Annotated in this window: 16 protein-coding genes; 15 read left to right on the forward strand and 1 reads right to left on the reverse strand. The window is 52.3% G+C overall.

Features of this window, described 5'->3' with window-relative positions:
- The first annotated feature begins 16 nt into the window (after positions 1-16).
- Together sstT and HMPREF2952_RS02445 are read left to right on the forward strand one after the other, a co-directional pair.
- Positions 17-1,240 carry a serine/threonine transporter SstT gene (sstT, locus tag HMPREF2952_RS02440; RefSeq protein ID WP_004519145.1) on the forward strand — a complete coding sequence of 408 codons (1,224 nt, stop codon included), beginning with the start codon at positions 17-19 and terminating at the stop codon, positions 1,238-1,240.
- Between the two features lie 227 nt (positions 1,241-1,467).
- Positions 1,468-3,324: an ABC transporter ATP-binding protein gene (locus HMPREF2952_RS02445; RefSeq protein WP_004519144.1), complete on the forward strand. Its 1,857-nt coding sequence runs from the start codon at positions 1,468-1,470 to the stop codon at positions 3,322-3,324.
- A gap of 111 nt (positions 3,325-3,435) precedes the next feature.
- On the opposite strand, the gene HMPREF2952_RS02450 is transcribed toward HMPREF2952_RS02445, so the two are convergent.
- The gene (locus tag HMPREF2952_RS02450; protein WP_039861893.1) at positions 3,436-4,164 is read right to left on the reverse strand and encodes an LOG family protein; all 729 of its coding nucleotides are present in this window, start codon (positions 4,162-4,164) and stop codon (positions 3,436-3,438) included.
- Between the two features lie 140 nt (positions 4,165-4,304).
- Here HMPREF2952_RS02450 and truC point away from each other — a divergent pair, with 140 nt between their 5' ends.
- The 13 genes from truC to nuoI all read left to right on the forward strand — a co-directional run bounded on the left by truC (position 4,305) and on the right by nuoI (position 17,198).
- Entirely contained in the window at positions 4,305-5,021 is a 717-nt protein-coding gene (gene truC / locus HMPREF2952_RS02455) for a tRNA pseudouridine(65) synthase TruC (protein WP_004519141.1), read from the forward strand.
- Between the two features lie 97 nt (positions 5,022-5,118).
- Positions 5,119-6,222: a peptide chain release factor 2 gene (prfB, locus tag HMPREF2952_RS02460; RefSeq protein WP_003681666.1), complete on the forward strand. Its 1,104-nt coding sequence runs from the start codon at positions 5,119-5,121 to the stop codon at positions 6,220-6,222.
- A 199-nt stretch (positions 6,223-6,421) separates the two neighbouring features.
- Positions 6,422-7,879 carry an oligopeptide:H+ symporter gene (locus HMPREF2952_RS02465; RefSeq protein WP_004519140.1) on the forward strand — a complete coding sequence of 486 codons (1,458 nt, stop codon included), beginning with the start codon at positions 6,422-6,424 and terminating at the stop codon, positions 7,877-7,879.
- 325 nt (positions 7,880-8,204) lie between these two features.
- A complete protein-coding gene (locus tag HMPREF2952_RS02470) occupies positions 8,205-8,561 on the forward strand; it encodes an NADH-quinone oxidoreductase subunit A (RefSeq protein ID WP_003686600.1) in 357 nt (118 codons plus the stop codon).
- The gene (locus HMPREF2952_RS02475; protein ID WP_002215610.1) at positions 8,552-9,034 is read left to right on the forward strand and encodes a NuoB/complex I 20 kDa subunit family protein; all 483 of its coding nucleotides are present in this window, start codon (positions 8,552-8,554) and stop codon (positions 9,032-9,034) included. The genes HMPREF2952_RS02470 and HMPREF2952_RS02475 overlap by 10 nt, the downstream gene beginning before the upstream one ends.
- Before the next feature lie 12 nt (positions 9,035-9,046).
- Positions 9,047-9,640, forward strand: a complete 594-nt coding sequence (locus tag HMPREF2952_RS02480; RefSeq protein WP_002216335.1) for an NADH-quinone oxidoreductase subunit C — start codon at positions 9,047-9,049, stop codon at positions 9,638-9,640.
- The gene (gene nuoD / locus HMPREF2952_RS02485) at positions 9,630-10,886 is read left to right on the forward strand and encodes an NADH dehydrogenase (quinone) subunit D (protein ID WP_004519139.1); all 1,257 of its coding nucleotides are present in this window, start codon (positions 9,630-9,632) and stop codon (positions 10,884-10,886) included. Before HMPREF2952_RS02480 ends, nuoD begins: the two co-directional genes overlap by 11 nt.
- The gene (gene nuoE / locus HMPREF2952_RS02490) at positions 10,886-11,359 is read left to right on the forward strand and encodes an NADH-quinone oxidoreductase subunit NuoE (protein ID WP_004519138.1); all 474 of its coding nucleotides are present in this window, start codon (positions 10,886-10,888) and stop codon (positions 11,357-11,359) included. The genes nuoD and nuoE overlap by 1 nt, the downstream gene beginning before the upstream one ends.
- A gap of 57 nt (positions 11,360-11,416) precedes the next feature.
- Positions 11,417-12,712: an NADH-quinone oxidoreductase subunit NuoF gene (gene nuoF / locus HMPREF2952_RS02495; RefSeq protein ID WP_070695240.1), complete on the forward strand. Its 1,296-nt coding sequence runs from the start codon at positions 11,417-11,419 to the stop codon at positions 12,710-12,712.
- 20 nt (positions 12,713-12,732) lie between these two features.
- Entirely contained in the window at positions 12,733-13,083 is a 351-nt protein-coding gene (locus HMPREF2952_RS02500) for a hypothetical protein (RefSeq protein WP_141752699.1), read from the forward strand.
- A 214-nt stretch (positions 13,084-13,297) separates the two neighbouring features.
- Positions 13,298-15,559, forward strand: coding sequence for an NADH-quinone oxidoreductase subunit NuoG (gene nuoG / locus HMPREF2952_RS02510; protein ID WP_070695242.1), 2,262 nt, complete (start codon positions 13,298-13,300; stop codon positions 15,557-15,559).
- A 2-nt stretch (positions 15,560-15,561) separates the two neighbouring features.
- Complete coding sequence (gene nuoH, locus HMPREF2952_RS02515) at positions 15,562-16,638, forward strand: NADH-quinone oxidoreductase subunit NuoH (RefSeq protein WP_002216340.1); 1,077 nt, start codon at positions 15,562-15,564, stop codon at positions 16,636-16,638.
- A gap of 80 nt (positions 16,639-16,718) precedes the next feature.
- Entirely contained in the window at positions 16,719-17,198 is a 480-nt protein-coding gene (gene nuoI / locus HMPREF2952_RS02520) for an NADH-quinone oxidoreductase subunit NuoI (RefSeq protein ID WP_002218650.1), read from the forward strand.
- The last annotated feature ends 8 nt before the right edge of the window (positions 17,199-17,206 follow it).

The raw sequence follows: 17,206 nt of genomic DNA on the forward strand, positions 1-17,206 counted from the left end.
AATTGAAGGAACGGATATGGCAAGTGGCAATCCGCTTTTAAACGCGATCAACAGCGTCAGCCTGGTGGTACAAATCGCCATCGGCTTGGTTTTAGGTATTCTTGTGGGCGCAGTTGCGCCGCAAGTCGGTATCAGCGCAGGACTGCTGGGCAGCCTGTTTGTCGGTGCGCTTAAGGCTATCGCGCCGATTTTGGTATTCGTTTTGGTGACTGCCGCCATTGCGCAACACCAAAAAGGCAATCAGGCCCACATCAAACCGATTTTGATTTTGTATATTTTTGGTACGTTTGCAGCCGCTGTGGTGGCGGTTGTCGCCAGCATGGCATTCCCGACCACGCTGATTCTGCGTACGGCCGGCGATGTGTCCGTTGCGCCGCCTTCCGGCATTATCGAAGTGTTGAAAACGCTGCTGATGAATTTGGTGGCCAACCCGATTAACGCGCTGGCCAATGCCAACTATATCGGCATTTTGGCTTGGGCTTTGGTATTGGGCGCGGCTTTGCGCCATCACGGTTCGGATACGACCCGCCAAGTGGCGGCCGATTTGGCCGATACCGTTTCGACCGTTGTGAAATGGATTATCCGTTTTGCGCCGCTGGGTATTTTCGGCTTGGTGTCTTCTACCATTGCGGAAACCGGTTTTGAAGCGCTTGCCGGTTATATGCAGCTGTTGGCCGTATTGCTCGGCTGTATGCTGTTTATCGCTTTGGTGGTCAACCCGATTATTGTGTGGACGCAAATCCGCCGCAACCCTTTCCCGCTGGTGTTTACCTGCCTGCGTGAAAGTGGCGTGTATGCCTTCTTTACCCGTTCTTCCGCCGCCAATATCCCTGTGAATATGGCATTGGCGAAAAAACTGGGTTTGCACGAAGACACTTACTCCATCTCCATTCCATTGGGTGCGACCATCAATATGGCCGGTGCGGCAATCACCATTACCGTTTTGGCGATGGCTGCGGCGTACACGCAAGGCATTACGGTTGACTTCGCCACTGCCCTGCTGCTGAGCCTGGTGGCAACTGTCAGCGCGTGCGGTGCATCCGGTGTGGCCGGTGGCTCGTTGCTGCTGATTCCTTTGGCGTGCAGCCTGTTCGGTATCGATAACGATGTGGCCATGCAGGTGGTTGCCGTCGGCTTCATCATCGGCGTGATTCAAGACTCTGCAGAAACTGCGTTGAACTCTTCCACCGACGTTTTGTTTACTGCCGCTGCCGATTTGGGCCGTCAACGTAAAGAGTGATTTTTAAGGGCAACCTAAATTCAGCAAAGGCCGTCTGAAAACTTTCAGACGGCCTTTGTTTTATGCAAAGAAAATGGATTTTTAGATGGTCAAGCCGATAGATTGGTTTGATCGGACTGACGGTATCCGCTGTCATCAGTCGGATTTTTCCCGTAAAATACAGTCTTGAATGTATTTGAACACCTCTTTTCAGACGGCCTGACCGTCTTATCACATTTGTAAAAACAATGATTAAAAAAATATTCTCATGGTTCGAGTCCCGCATCGACCCTTATCCAGAAGCCGCGCCGAAAACGCCAGAAAAAGGGTTGTGGCGGTTTATTTGGAGCAACATTGAAGGCGTGCGCAAATGGATTGCCGTGTTGGCCGTATTTACGGTCGGTGTCGGCATCATGGAAGCCTTGATGTTCCAATTTATGGGCAAGGTGGTCGACTGGCTCGGCACTTATACGCCGCAAACGCTTTTTGTTGAAAAAGGCCATGCTTTAATCGGCATGATGGCCATGGTGGCATTTTTTGCCGTTTGGACCTTTTTCGCGTCCAGTGTGCGCCTGCAAACCCTGCAAGGCGTGTTCCCCATGCGCCTGCGCTGGAATTTCCACCGCCTGATGCTGGGTCAAAGCCTGGGCTTTTATCAGGACGAATTTGCAGGACGCGTGTCCGCCAAAGTGATGCAAACCGCGCTGGCGCTGCGCGATGTCGTGATGACCGTCGCCGATATGGTTGTGTATGTGCTGGTGTACTTCATCACTTCCGGCGTGATTCTGTCCTCATTCGATGCCTGGCTTATCGTGCCGTTTATCTGCTGGATGATTGGATTCGCGATGATTATGCGCTTCCTGATTCCCAAACTCGGCAAAACCGCTGCACGCCAAGCTGATGCGCGCTCGTTGATGACCGGCCGCATTACCGACGCCTATTCCAATATCGCTACTGTCAAACTCTTCTCCCACGGCGCACGCGAGGCCGCTTATGCCAAGCAGTCGATGGAAGAGTTTATGGTAACCGTCCATGCCCAAATGCGTTTGGCAACGCTGCTGCATACCTGCAGTTTTATCGTCAACAGCTCGCTGACCGTCGGTACGACCGCCTTGGGTATTTGGCTTTGGTATCACGGCCAAGTCGGCGTAGGCGCGGTAGCCACCGCCACGGCCATGGCATTGCGTGTGAACGGTTTGTCGCAATACATCATGTGGGAATCCGCCCGATTGTTTGAAAACATCGGTACCGTCAACGACGGCATGGCTACCCTGTCCAAACCCCACACCATCCTCGACAAACCGCAAGCCCTGCCGCTTAAAGTCACCCGAGGCGAAATCAAGTTTGATCACGTCGATTTCTCCTACGAAGCAGGCAAACCGCTCCTCAACGGCTTTAATCTGAACATCAAACCCGGCGAAAAAGTCGGCTTGATCGGCCGCAGCGGCGCGGGCAAATCCACCATCGTCAACCTGCTCCTGCGCTTTTACGAACCGCAAAGCGGCACGATTTCGATCGACGGCCAAAACGTGGACAGCGTTACCCAAGAAAGTCTGCGCGCCCAAATCGGTTTGGTGACGCAAGATACCTCCCTGCTGCACCGCTCCGTGCGCGACAACATTATCTACGGTCGTCCCGATGCGACCGAAGCCGAAATGATTTCTGCCGCCGAACGCGCCGAGGCCACCGGTTTTATTCCTAACTTAAGCGATGCCAAAGGCCGACGCGGCTATGATGCGCACGTTGGCGAACGCGGCGTGAAACTTTCCGGCGGCCAACGCCAACGCATCGCCATCGCCCGCGTTATGCTTAAAGACGCGCCGATTCTATTGCTTGACGAAGCCACCAGCGCGCTTGACTCCGAAGTCGAAGCCGCCATCCAAGAAAGCCTCGACAAAATGATGGAAGGCAAAACCGTGATTGCCATCGCCCACCGCCTCTCCACCATCGCCGCGATGGACCGCCTCATCGTCTTGGACAAAGGCCGCATCATCGAAGAAGGCAGCCACACCGAGTTGCTCGAGAAACAAGGCCTGTATGCCAAACTTTGGGCGCACCAAAGCGGCGGCTTCTTGAGTGAGCATGTCGAGTGGGAAAACAATTAAACGCTTTGAAAGAAGATAAAAGGCCGTCTGAAAACATTTTCAGACGGCCTTTATTAATGAAGCAAAGGGCAGGTGGGATAACCGCCTTTTTTCAGTTGAAACCTTAGTTGTTTACAGTCCCAGCGACCAAGCATTTTGGTGTTCGAACAAGTCTTCCAAGCGGTTTTCGTAATGGGCGAAGATTTCTTCGATGATTTCGTCTTCGTCGTCGATGGTGCGGATCAAGTTCAAATCCTCTTCCAAAATCAGGTTTCTGCCCAGCAACTGCTCGCGTATCCAGTCCAACAGCCCTGCCCAAAATGCTTTGCCCACTAAGATAATCGGGCGGTCGGGCGTTTTGCCGGTTTGCACCAAAGTCAGGCTTTCAAACAATTCGTCCAATGTGCCGAAACCGCCGGGCATGACGACATACGCCACGGCGTGTTTGACGAACATGACTTTGCGCGGGAAGAAGTGTTGGAATTTAATAGACAAATCCTGATACGGATTGGCTTTTTGTTCGTGCGGCAACACGATATTCAGCCCCACCGCCGGACTTGCGCCTGCAAACGCGCCTTTGTTGGCCGCTTCCATAATGCCCGGACCGCCGCCGGAAATGACGGAGAATCCGGCATCCGACAGTTTGCGCGCCAAGCGCAATGTGAACGCGTAGTCGGGATGGTTTTCGGGCGTGCGCGCGCTGCCGTAAATGCTGACGGCTGGCTGAATGGCGCGCAATTCTTCGCCGGCTTCGACAAATTCGGAAATAATCTTCAATACATGATACGACTCGCGCGCCTGAATATCGCGGCGTGTTTCGTCGGGCAGCATGGGTTTGGGCAGTTTTTTGAGCAGGCTCACAGCTTTTCCTTCGTGTTTTTATGTGCAGTATTGTAACCCGAAAGAGGCGGGCCGTCTGAAAGTTGGGTTTCGGCGGCAAGTGTGCCTGCCACATCTTCAAAAGCCCGTTACAATATCTGCTTTTATTCAACTGCTCCGCCATGCTCGATATTATCCACCGCGACAGCCGCACCGTTGCCGTCAACAAACCTGCCGGAATGCTGGTGCACCGAAGCTGGTTAGACAAACACGAAACCCGTTTTGCCGTGCAAACCCTGCGCGACCAAATCGGGCAGCACGTCTATCCCGTCCACCGCCTCGACCGCCCGACTTCCGGCGTCTTGCTGTTTGCCCTCGATACGGAAGCCGCACGGTTACTGACGCAGCAGTTTGAAAACAAAACCATCGAAAAAACCTATTGGGCGATTGTTCGCGGTCATCTACCTTCAGACGGCCTGATTGATTACGCCCTCAAATATATGCCCGACAAAATCGCCGAAGCGCAGACCGAAGCCACATTGCAGGAAGCGCAAACCACCTACCGTTGTCTGGCACAAACCGAGTTGCCGTTCCAATCCGCCCTGCGTTATCCGACTTCGCGTTATTCGTGGGCCGAACTCACGCCGCACACCGGCCGCAAACACCAACTCCGCCGCCATATGAAACACATTTTCCACCCCATCGTCGGCGACACCAACTACGGCGATTTGCGCCAAAACCATGCCGTTGCCGAACATATCGGCACGCAACGCTTAATGTTGCACGCGCAGAGCCTCAGTTTTCAAAGCATAGAAGACGGTAGTCGGATGACCGTACAAGCGCCGATAGACAACGACTGGCAGCTTTGGATGGAAAAATTTAAAACCGAGGCCGTCTGAAAACCCGAACCGTACATTTTCAGACGGCCCGGTCATGGAAAAAAACAGGCAAATCCCTTACAATACGCCCCTAAAATTTTGAAAGAACACAAGAATCATGGAAGCCGAAGTAATCAACCAGCTTAACAACACCCTAAACGACTTGGAGAAGCGCAGCGAAGACATCCGCGTCTATATGGACTATCAAGGCAAAAAAGACCGCCTTGAAGAAGTCGTCGGCCTCTCCGAAGATCCGGAACTTTGGAACGACCCCAAACGCGCCCAAGAAATCGGCAAAGAGCGCAAGATCCTCGAAGGCATCGTGGTAACCCTCGACAACATCGCCACAGGCATCGAAGACAACCGCATGCTGATTGAAATGGCCGTCGAAGAAAATGACGAAGAAGGTTTCGCCGCCGTACAGGAAGATGTGGCCGGTTTGGAAAAACAAATGGCCGACCTCGAATTCAAACGAATGTTCAACCAGCCTGCCGACCCGAACAACTGCTTTATCGACATCACCGCAGGCGCAGGCGGTACTGAAGCCGAAGACTGGGCGGGCATGCTGTTCCGCATGTACAGCCGCTACGCCGAGCGCAAAGGCTTCAAAATCGAAATCCTTGAAGAAGACGACGGCGAAATCGCAGGCATCAACCGCGCCACCATCCGCGTGGAAGGCGAATACGCCTACGGCCTACTGCGTACCGAAACCGGCGTTCACCGCTTGGTTCGTTACTCACCGTTTGACTCCAACAACAAACGCCATACGTCTTTTTCATCCGTGTTTGTTTACCCCGAAATCGACGATTCCATCGAAATCGAAATCAACCCTGCCGATTTGCGCATCGACACTTACCGCGCATCGGGTGCCGGCGGTCAGCACATTAACAAAACCGACTCCGCCGTGCGTATTACCCACGAGCCGACAGGGATTGTAGTGCAATGTCAAAACGACCGCTCGCAACACGCCAACAAAGCTGCTGCGATGGAAATGTTGAAATCCAAACTGTACGAATTGGAAATGCGCAAACGCAACGAAGAGAAACAGGCGTTGGAAGAAGGCAAATCCGATGTGGGTTGGGGCAGCCAAATCCGATCATACGTTTTGGACTCCTCACGCATCAAAGACTTGCGTACAGGCTACGAAGTCGGCAACACCAAAGCCGTATTGGACGGCGACTTGGACGGCTTCATCGAAGCCAGCCTGAAACAAGGCGTATAAACCGTAAAACATAAAATGCCGTCTGAAAGATTTCAGACGGCATTTTTCAGTTTGAAAGAAACATTATTTTGCAAATATTAAAACATGTTTTGCAAATGCAAAGATTGGCGGTAATATATAGTTTCTATAAAAATGATTGGTAGGTGCAATAGGCCGTCTGAAGCCTGATCCTGTCCGATATATTAGGAGAACTTATTAAATGTCCGGTCAAAAGCTGTCTTCTGCCGAGAAAACTTTCTTCGGCCATCCTTTGCAATTATCCACCCTATTCCATATTGAGCTGTGGGAGCGTTTTTCCTTCTACGGTATGCAGGGCATCCTGCTGATTTATCTATATTACGCCGCGAATCAAGGCGGTTTGGGTATGGATAAAGCCTTGGCCGGTGGCATTGTCGGCGCGTACGGCGGCAGCGTTTACCTGTCCACGATTCTCGGCGCATGGTTGGCCGACCGCATTTGGGGCGCGGAGCGTACCCTGTTTATCGCCGGCATCGTCGTGATGACCGGCCATATTTTATTGGCGATTGTGCCGGGTTTGATGGGATTGCTGCTGGGCTTGGTGTTTATCGCGCTGGGCAGCGGCGGCGTGAAATCGTCTGCCGGTTCGATGGTCGGCTCTTTGTATGAACGGGACGACCTGCGCGAATTGCGCGATGCCGGTTTCTCTATTTTCTATATTTCCATCAATATCGGCGGTTTCTTAGGCCCTTTGTTGACCGGTATTTTGCAAGACAGAATGGGATTCCATTACGGTTTCGCCGCGGCGGCCGTCGGTATGGCATTTGGCCTGCTGTGGTATTCGCGCGGCCGTAAAAACCTGCCGCATACGCCGGCTCCCAATCCGTTGCGCCCTGAAAAGGTACAGACTGCAATAGCTGTCGGTGTGTTGCTGGTTTTGGTGTTGAGCAGCGTGATTGCTTCCGGCGCGCTCAATCTTGAGAACTTTTCACGCTGGCTTTTAGGCGTGGTCATTATTACCGTTATCGCTTATTTTGCACGCCTGCTGGGCAGCAGCCAGGTTGAAGCGGCCAATAAACGCTATATTGTGGCCTATATTCCGCTGTTTTTGACCATTTGTATGTTCTGGGCGGTTTGGTTTCAGGTGTACACCGTTGCAACGGTTTATTTTGACGAAACGGTGGACCGTACTTTCTTCGGCTTTACCGTGCCTGTTTCATGGAAAGATTCGATACAGGCCATGTGGGTGGTCCTCTTTTCCGGCGTGATGGCGGCGGTGTGGACGAAAATGGGCAAACGCCAACCTAAAACGCCGTTGAAGTTTGCACTGGCCATGTTGGTAACCGGCGTCTCTTATTTGAGTTTTATTCCGTATATTTCATCCGGAACCCCGATGCCGATTATCGTGTTTATGCTGGTGTTGCTGGCGATTACGATAGGCGAGCTGATGCTGTCGCCGATTTCGCTGTCGTTTTCTACCAAAATCGCACCGAGCATGTTCAAAACACAAATGGTTGCTTTGAATTTCTTGGCATTGTCCATCGGCTTTACCTTGGGCGGAGTGTTGTTTAAAGACTACTACAATGCTCAGTCGCCATTGGATTTCTACTGGATGCTGGCCACCATCGGCGCGGTAACCTGCGGTATCCTGTTGGTACTCGCCCCGGTATTGAACCGCATGCTCAAAGGTGTCGATTGATTTTTCCATTTAAATGGATGTGATGTACGCAGGCCGTCTGAAAATAATCTATTTCAGACGGCCTCATGTTTTATTGGGAATCGGAAAGAGGGAGGATTCGGGGCATAAATTGAATAGGCGGAAAATTTAAATTAAATGATACATAATTAAACCGAAATTAAAATTTGGAAATATTAAATACAAATAAGAATTGTTCTCATAACTTTATTGAATTTATTGAGGTTTTTTTGCTGATTTGCTGATATTTACCTTTAAATGGCTTTTGAAATTCGATAAAATGGTAATCTATTTTTAAGATTTGTCTGTCAACCAGTTAGGTACGACCATGTTGGCCAGTTACTTTCCCGTCCTCGTATTCATCCTCGTCGGCCTTGCGGCCGGCGTGCTGTTTATTTTGCTCGGCACAATTTTAGGCCCGAAACGTCACTATGCCGAAAAAGACGCGGCTTACGAATGCGGTTTTGAAGCCTTTGAGAACGCAAGGATGAAGTTCGACGTGCGCTATTACCTCGTCGCCATCCTCTTCATCCTGTTTGATTTGGAGGTCGCGTTCATGTTGCCATGGGCAGTTGTGTTCAAAGATTTGGGCGCGTACGGCTTTTGGTCTATGCTAGTGTTTATCGTCGTTCTGACGGTAGGCTTTATTTACGAATGGAAAAAAGGTGCGCTGGAATGGGAATAGAAGGCGTTTTGAAAAAAGGTTTCATCACCACCAGCGCGGATACGGTGTTGAACTATATGCGTACCGGTTCATTGTGGCCGGTTACTTTCGGCTTGGCCTGCTGCGCCGTGGAAATGATGCATGCGGGTATGGCGCGTTATGACCTTGACCGTTTCGGCATCATTTTCCGTCCGTCCCCACGTCAGGCCGACCTGATGATTGTGGCAGGTACGTTGACCAACAAAATGGCACCTGCACTGCGCCGCGTGTATGACCAGCTCGCCGAGCCGCGCTGGGTATTGTCTATGGGCTCGTGTGCCAACGGCGGCGGCTATTACCACTATTCTTATTCCGTTGTGCGCGGTGCCGACCGCGTCGTGCCGGTAGACGTTTATGTGCCGGGTTGTCCGCCGACTGCGGAAGCCCTGATTTACGGCCTGATTCAGCTCCAACAAAAAATCAAGCGCACTTCCACCATTGCGCGTGACGAGTAAGGAGAGGACGATATGGCAAGCATTCAAAACTTATACGAGACCGTCGTCGGCGTGCTTGGCGATCAGGCAAGCAAAGTCATTTCAGCTTTGGGCGAGATTACCGTCGAGTGTCTGCCCGAACACTATATTTCAGTCATGACCGCATTGCGCGACCATGAAGAGCTGCATTTCGAGCTTCTGGTTGACTTGTGCGGTGTCGATTACAGCACTTACAAAAACGAAGTATGGCAGGGCAAACGCTTTGCCGTCGTCAGTCAGCTGCTTTCCGTTAAAAACAATCAACGCATCCGCGTACGCGTCTGGGTTTCAGACGACGACTTCCCAGTAGTCGAATCCGTCGTCGATATTTACAACAGCGCGGATTGGTACGAACGCGAAGCCTTCGATATGTACGGCATCATGTTCAACAACCACCCGGACTTGCGCCGCATCCTGACCGATTACGGTTTTGTCGGACATCCGTTCCGCAAAGACTTCCCGATTTCCGGCTATGTGGAAATGCGTTACGATGAAGAGCAAAAACGCGTGATTTACCAACCTGTTACCATTGAGCCGCGCGAGATCACGCCGCGTATCGTCCGTGAGGAGAACTACGGTGGCCAATAAATTAAGAAACTACACCATCAACTTCGGCCCGCAACACCCTGCGGCGCACGGCGTATTGCGTATGATTTTGGAGTTGGAGGGCGAAACCATCGTCCGTGCCGATCCGCACATCGGCCTCCTGCACCGCGGTACTGAAAAACTGGCTGAAACCAAAACCTATCTGCAAGCCCTGCCCTATATGGACCGTTTGGACTACGTTTCCATGATGGTCAACGAGCAGGCGTATTGCTTGGCGGTAGAAAAACTTGCCGGTATCGATGTACCTATCCGCGCCCAGTATATTCGCGTGATGTTTGCCGAAGTAACGCGCATCCTCAATCACTTAATGGGCATCGGTTCGCACGCTTTCGACATCGGCGCGATGACCGCCATTCTTTACGCCTTCCGCGACCGCGAAGAGCTGATGGACTTGTACGAAGCCGTTTCCGGCGCGCGTATGCACGCGGCCTACTTCCGTCCCGGCGGCGTTTACCGCGACCTGCCCGACTTCATGCCTAAATACGAGAGCAGCAAATTCCGCAACGCCAAAGTATTGAAGCAGCTCAACGAATCCCGCGAAGGTACCATGCTCGACTTTATCGACGCCTTCTGCGAGCGTTTCCCGAAAAACATCGACACACTCGAAACCCTCCTGACCGACAACCGTATTTGGAAACAGCGTACCGTCGGCATCGGTGTTGTCACTCCTGAGCGCGCCATGCAAAAAGGCTTTACCGGCGTTATGTTGCGCGGTTCCGGCGTGGAATGGGACGTGCGTAAGACACAACCTTACGAAGTGTACGACAAAATGGATTTCGACATCCCCGTCGGCGTCAACGGCGACTGCTACGACCGTTACCTCTGCCGTATGGAAGAAATGCGTCAATCCGTACGCATCATCAAACAATGTTCCGAGTGGTTGCGTGTCAATCCGGGTCCGGTCATTACCACAAACCACAAATTCGCTCCGCCCAAACGTACCGAAATGAAAACAGGTATAGAAGACCTGATTCACCATTTCAAACTCTTTACCGAGGGTATGCACGTTCCCGAGGGCGAGACCTACACCGCTGTCGAACATCCGAAAGGCGAGTTCGGCGTTTACATCATTTCAGACGGCGCAAACAAACCCTACCGCCTGAAAATCCGCGCACCCGGCTTCGCCCACCTGCAAGGCATGGACGAAATGGCAAAAGGCCACATGCTGGCCGACGTTGTTGCCATCATCGGTACGCAGGACATCGTATTCGGGGAGGTTGACCGATAATGTTATCCGCAGAATCTTTAAAACAAATTGACATCGAGTTGGCAAAATATCCTGCCGACCAACGTCGCTCCGCCATCATGGGCGCATTGCGTATTGCCCAAACCGAAAAAGGCTGGCTTGCTCCTGAGACCATCGCTTTTGTCGCAGACTATATCGGCATCTCGCCTGCACAAGCCTACGAAGTCGCTACTTTCTACAATATGTACGACCTTGAGCCTGTCGGCAAATACAAACTGACCGTTTGTACCAACCTGCCCTGCGCCCTGCGCGGCGGTATGGCAACCGGCGAATACCTCAAACAAAAACTCGGTATCGGCTACGGCGAAACCACGCCCGACGGCAAATTTACCCTTGTCGAAGGCGAATGCATGGGCGCATGTGGCGACGCTCCGGTCATGCTGGTCAACAACCACAGCATGTGCAGCTTTATGACCGCAGAAGCGATTGACAAGAAACTTGCCGAACTGAAATAAAAGGCCGTCTGAAAACAACGGCTGCAACCGATACGAAAACGAACAGGCACACCAAAAATGGCTATTTACCAATCAGGCGTGATTTTTGACCAAGTGGATACCGCCAATCCCGATTGCTGGACATTGGACGAATACGTCAAACGTGGCGGTTATACCGCCCTGCGTAAAATCCTGTCCGAAAACATCTCGCAAACCGATGTGATTGACGAAGTCAAAACCTCTGGCTTGCGCGGTCGTGGCGGTGCGGGCTTCCCGACCGGTTTAAAATGGAGCTTTATGCCCCGTTCCTTCCCGGGCGAAAAATATGTGGTTTGTAACACCGACGAAGGCGAGCCGGGTACATTTAAAGACCGCGACATCATCATGTTCAATCCTCATGCCCTGATTGAAGGCATGATTATCGCCGGTTACGCGATGGGTGCGAAAGCCGGCTACAACTACATCCACGGCGAAATTTTTGAAGGCTACCAACGCTTTGAAGCCGCTTTGGAGCAGGCGCGTGCCGCAGGCTTTTTGGGTAAAAATATTTTGGGTTCGGATTTTGAATTTGAACTCTTCGCCCACCACGGTTACGGCGCATATATTTGCGGCGAAGAAACCGCATTGCTCGAATCGTTGGAAGGCAAAAAAGGCCAGCCGCGCTTTAAACCGCCATTCCCTGCTTCGTTCGGCCTGTATGGCAAACCGACCACCATCAACAATACCGAAACCTTCTCCTCCGTCCCCTTCATTATCCGTGACGGCGGACAGGCATTTGCCGACAAAGGTATTCCGAATGCAGGCGGTACCAAATTGTTCTGTATTTCCGGTCATGTCGAGCGTCCGGGCAACTATGAAGTGCCGTTAGGCACGCCGTTTGCCGAAATCCTGAAAATGGCGGGCGGTATGCGCGGCGGCAAAAAACTCAAAGCCGTTATCCCCGGCGGTTCGTCCGCCCCCGTATTGCCTGCCGACATCATGATGGAGACCAATATGGACTACGACTCGATTTCCAAAGCAGGCTCGATGCTCGGTTCCGGCGCGATTATCGTGATGGACGAAGACGTGTGCATGGTCAAAGCCCTTGAGCGCCTGAGCTATTTTTATTACGACGAATCCTGCGGTCAATGCACCCCCTGCCGTGAAGGCACCGGCTGGCTCTACCGCATTGTCCACCGCATCGTAGAAGGCAAAGGCCGCATGGAAGACTTGGATTTGCTCGATTCCGTCGGCAACCAAATGGCAGGCCGCACCATCTGCGCCCTTGCCGACGCCGCCGTCTTTCCCGTCCGCAGCTTTACCAAGCATTTCCGTGATGAGTTTGTGCATTACATTGAACACGGCAAGCCGATGAAAGGGCACAAGTGGTGTTGAACGTAATGAGAAATATAAAAATGAAGAAACTGGTATTGATTGCTCTAACTGGATTGTTATTTGGTTGTTCTTCTGAGCATGATGATTTAAAGACTTTTATGAAATGTGGTATTGCTGCAAACCAGCTTGAGCAAGGTGCAGCATTAAAAATGATCTCGCAAAAAATGGAGCAGTACACAAAAGAAAAAAATATACAAGGTTCAGCTCGTGATGCCATGTATCTTGGACAAGAAGTCCGTGATGAGATGAACTTAGAAGGGCAGTCTTTTGAAGGACAAATTGAAACTCTGATTGATATTTACAACTCTTCGAAATGTGTCAAGTTGCATGAGCAACCAGAAATAGATGTGTCATCATTGCTGAATCATTAGCAAAGTAGCTTGGGTCTCGGCCCAACAAAAATCAAAGGTAGCAAGGCAGGTTGGGTCGAGACCCAACAAAAAATGAAAAAGGCCGTCTGAATCGGCCGCCATAAAAACCAAGCAGCACCCAAACACACACAACACACAGCAAAGGCCGTCTGAAACCCGTTCAGACGACCTGCAACAAAAATCTTCATTAAGAATCCGTAACTAGGAACGAACCATGTTACAAATCGAAATCGACGGCAAACAGGTATCTGTGGAGCAGGGTGCGACGGTGATTGAGGCCGCGCACAAGCTCGGTACTTATATCCCGCATTTCTGTTACCACAAAAAACTTTCCATCGCCGCCAACTGCCGTATGTGTTTGGTGGATGTGGAAAAAGCCCCCAAACCTCTGCCCGCCTGTGCCACGCCGGTTACAGACGGCATGATTGTGCGTACGCATTCGGCAAAAGCCCGAGAGGCGCAAGAAGGCGTGATGGAGTTCCTGCTCATCAACCATCCGCTTGATTGTCCGACCTGCGACCAAGGCGGCGAATGCCAGTTGCAGGATTTGGCGGTGGGCTACGGCAAAACCACCAGCCGCTACACCGAAGAAAAACGTTCCGTCGTCGGCAAAGACATGGGACCTTTGGTTTCCGCCGAAGAAATGAGCCGCTGCATCCATTGCACCCGTTGCGTGCGATTCACCGAAGAAATCGCCGGTTTGCAGGAAATTGCGATGGCGAATCGCGGCGAACACTCCGAAATCATGCCCTTCATCGGCAAAGCGGTGGAAACCGAATTGTCGGGCAACGTCATCGATTTGTGTCCCGTCGGCGCGCTGACCAGCAAACCGTTCCGTTTCAACGCGCGTACTTGGGAGCTGAACCGCCGCAAATCCGTTTCCGCCCATGACGCTTTGGGCAGCAACCTGATTGTGCAGACCAAAGACCATACCGTCCGCCGCGTGCTGCCGCTGGAAAACGAAGCGATTAACGAATGCTGGCTGTCCGACCGCGACCGTTTCGCCTACGAAGGCCTGTATCACGAAAGCCGTCTGAAAAACCCGAAAATCAAACAGGGCGGCGAGTGGATGGACGTGGATTGGAAAACCGCGCTGGAATATGTCCGCAGCGCGATTGAATGTATCGCCAAAGACGGCAACCAAAACCAAGTCGGCATTTGGGCCAATCCGATGAATACGGTTGAAGAGCTGTATCTGGCCAAAAAACTCGCCGACGGCTTGGGTGTTAAAAACTTTGCAACCCGTTTGCGCCAACAAGACAAACGTCTTTCAGACGGCCTTAAAGGTGCGCAATGGTTGGGACAAAGCATTGAATCTTTGGCTGACAACGATGCCGTATTGGTAGTCGGTGTGAACTTGCGCAAAGAACAGCCGCTCCTGACCGCCCGCCTGCGCCGCGCCGCCAAAGACCGTATGGCCTTGAGCGTATTGGCCAGCAGTAAAGAAGAATTGTTTATGCCGCTTCTGTCTCAAGAAGCCGCACATCCCGACGAGTGGGCAGGCCGTCTGAAAAACCTGTCTGCGAATGCGGAACACGCAGTTACCGCCAGCCTGAAAAACGCTGAAAAAGCAGCGGTGATTTTGGGCGCGGAAGTGCAAAACCATCTTGATTACGCCGCCATTTATACCGCCGCGCAAGAGCTGGCAGACGCGACCGGCGCAGTGCTGGGTATTTTGCCGCAAGCCGCCAACAGCGTCGGTGCGGATGTCTTGAATGTAAACTCCGGCGAGAGCGTTGTCGAAATGGCAAGCGCGCCGAAACAGGCAGTCTTGCTGCTCAACGTCGAGCCTGAAATCGATACGGTTGACGGTGCAAAAGCCGTAGCCGCGTTGAAACAGGCGAAAAGCGTGATGGCGTTTACGCCGTTTGTCAGCGAAACGCTGCTGGATGTGTGCGACGTATTGCTGCCGATTGCGCCGTTTACCGAAACCTCGGGCAGCTTCATCAATATGGAAGGCCGTCTGCAATCCTTCCACGGTGTCGTTCAGGGTTTCGGCGATTCGCGTCCGCTGTGGAAAGTGTTACGCGTATTGGGCAACCTGTTTGACCTGCAAGGCTTTGAATACCACGATACCGCCGCGATTTTGAAAGACGCGTTGGACGCGGAAAGCCTGCCGTCCAAACTGAACAACCGCGCCGCTTCGACTCAAAAAGATTTTCAGACGACCTCAAGCCGCCTCGTGCGCGTGGGCGGAGTCGGTATTTATCACACCGATGCCATCGTGCGCCGTTCCGCGCCGTTGCAAGCGACCAGCCATGCCGCCGTGCCCGCCGCGCGTTTGAATCCGAACACATTGGCGCGCTTAGGCCTGCAAGACGGACAAACCGCCGTCGCCAAACAAAACGGCGCAAGCGTATCGGTTGCAGTCAAAGCCGATGCCGGTTTGCCTGAAAACGTGGTGCATCTGCCGCTGCATACCGAAAATGCCGCGCTGGGTGCGTTGATGGACACTATTGAACTGGCGGGAGCTTGATCATGCAAGAATGGTTCCAAAACCTCTTTGCCGCAACGCTCGGTCTGGGCGATTTGGGTATCACCGTAGGCTTGGTGGTATCCGTCATCGTCAAAATCGTGATTATCCTGATTCCGCTGATTCTGACCGTTGCCTACCTGACGTATTTCGAACGTAAAGTCATTGGATTTATGCAGCTTCGCGTCGGCCCGAACGTAACCGGCCCATGGGGTCTGATTCAGCCGTTTGCCGACGTGTTCAAACTCTTGTTTAAAGAGGTAACCCGTCCGAAGCTGTCAAATAAAGCCCTGTTCTATATCGGCCCGATTATGTCGCTTGCTCCGTCTTTTGCGGCGTGGGCAGTGATTCCGTTCAACGAAGAATGGGTGCTGACCAATATCAATATCGGCCTTTTGTACATCCTGATGATTACCTCGCTGTCGGTTTACGGCGTGATCATCGCGGGCTGGGCTTCCAATTCCAAATATTCGTTCTTGGGCGCAATGCGTGCCTCCGCGCAAAGCATCTCCTACGAAATCGCCATGAGCGCCGCGCTGGTGTGTGTCGTGATGGTGTCGGGCAGCATGAACTTCTCCGATATCGTCGCTGCGCAGGCAAAAGGTATCGCGGGCGGTTCTGTGTTCTCGTGGAACTGGCTGCCGCTGTTCCCAATCTTCATCGTCTATCTGATTTCCGCCGTTGCCGAAACCAACCGCGCACCGTTTGACGTGGCAGAGGGCGAGTCCGAAATCGTTGCCGGCCACCACGTCGAATATTCCGGCTTCGCGTTCGCGCTGTTCTTCCTCGCCGAATACATTTTCATGATCCTGATTGCCGCGCTGACATCGCTGATGTTCCTCGGCGGCTGGCTGTCCCCGTTCCCGCAAAGCTGGGGCTTTATCGGCACGCCTTCCGCATTTTGGATGTTCGTGAAAATGGCGGCGGTGCTGTACTGGTACCTGTGGATCCGTGCAACTTTCCCACGCTACCGTTACGACCAAATCATGCGTTTGGGCTGGAAAGTGCTGATTCCGATCGGCTTCGCCTACATCGTGATTTTGGGCGTGTGGATGATTTCACCGCTGAATTTGTGGAAATAAGTTTCAGACGGCATCTTGAGGCCGTCTGAACAAAGCGATTTTGAATACCTAACGAAATCCCTGTTTTGAGGGAACATAATATGGCTAACTTAGTAAAAACCTTTCTGCTTGGCGAATTGGTAAAAGGCTTGGGCGTAACGCTCAAAAACTTTTTTGCCCGCAAAGACACAATTTATTTCCCAGAAGAGAAAACGCCGCAATCCGTGCGTTTCCGCGGCCTGCACGCGCAACGCCGTTATCCGAACGGCGAAGAGCGCTGTATTGCGTGTAAATTGTGCGAGGCAGTTTGTCCGGCAATGGCGATTAACATCGAATCGGAAGAACGCGAAGACGGCACCCGCCGCACCAAGCGTTACGACATCGACCTGACCAAGTGCATCTTCTGCGGTTTCTGCGAAGAGGCTTGCCCGACCGATGCGATTGTGGAAACCCATATTTTTGAATACCACGGCGAGAAAAAAGGCGACTTGCACATGACCAAGCCGATTCTTTTGGCCATTGGCGACAAATACGAAGCTGAAATCGCCAAACGCAAAGCCGCTGACGCGCCGTATCGTTAAGGAGCAGA

It is taken from the genome of Neisseria sp. HMSC068C12 (assembly GCF_001814095.1).
Lineage (GTDB): Bacteria > Pseudomonadota > Gammaproteobacteria > Burkholderiales > Neisseriaceae > Neisseria > Neisseria perflava.

Excerpts from the sequence above, each read along its gene's own strand:
- sstT (WP_004519145.1), top strand. The coding sequence starts at position 17 with ATGGCAAGTGGCAATCCGCTTTTAAACGCGATCAACAGCGTCAGCCTG.
- HMPREF2952_RS02445 (WP_004519144.1), top strand. The coding sequence starts at position 1,468 with ATGATTAAAAAAATATTCTCATGGTTCGAGTCCCGCATCGACCCTTAT.
- truC (WP_004519141.1), top strand. The coding sequence starts at position 4,305 with ATGCTCGATATTATCCACCGCGACAGCCGCACCGTTGCCGTCAACAAA.
- prfB (WP_003681666.1), top strand. The coding sequence starts at position 5,119 with ATGGAAGCCGAAGTAATCAACCAGCTTAACAACACCCTAAACGACTTG.
- HMPREF2952_RS02465 (WP_004519140.1), top strand. The coding sequence starts at position 6,422 with ATGTCCGGTCAAAAGCTGTCTTCTGCCGAGAAAACTTTCTTCGGCCAT.
- HMPREF2952_RS02470 (WP_003686600.1), top strand. The coding sequence starts at position 8,205 with ATGTTGGCCAGTTACTTTCCCGTCCTCGTATTCATCCTCGTCGGCCTT.
- HMPREF2952_RS02475 (WP_002215610.1), top strand. The coding sequence starts at position 8,552 with ATGGGAATAGAAGGCGTTTTGAAAAAAGGTTTCATCACCACCAGCGCG.
- HMPREF2952_RS02480 (WP_002216335.1), top strand. The coding sequence starts at position 9,047 with ATGGCAAGCATTCAAAACTTATACGAGACCGTCGTCGGCGTGCTTGGC.
- nuoE (WP_004519138.1), top strand. The coding sequence starts at position 10,886 with ATGTTATCCGCAGAATCTTTAAAACAAATTGACATCGAGTTGGCAAAA.
- nuoF (WP_070695240.1), top strand. The coding sequence starts at position 11,417 with ATGGCTATTTACCAATCAGGCGTGATTTTTGACCAAGTGGATACCGCC.
- HMPREF2952_RS02500 (WP_141752699.1), top strand. The coding sequence starts at position 12,733 with ATGAAGAAACTGGTATTGATTGCTCTAACTGGATTGTTATTTGGTTGT.
- nuoG (WP_070695242.1), top strand. The coding sequence starts at position 13,298 with ATGTTACAAATCGAAATCGACGGCAAACAGGTATCTGTGGAGCAGGGT.
- nuoH (WP_002216340.1), top strand. The coding sequence starts at position 15,562 with ATGCAAGAATGGTTCCAAAACCTCTTTGCCGCAACGCTCGGTCTGGGC.
- nuoI (WP_002218650.1), top strand. The coding sequence starts at position 16,719 with ATGGCTAACTTAGTAAAAACCTTTCTGCTTGGCGAATTGGTAAAAGGC.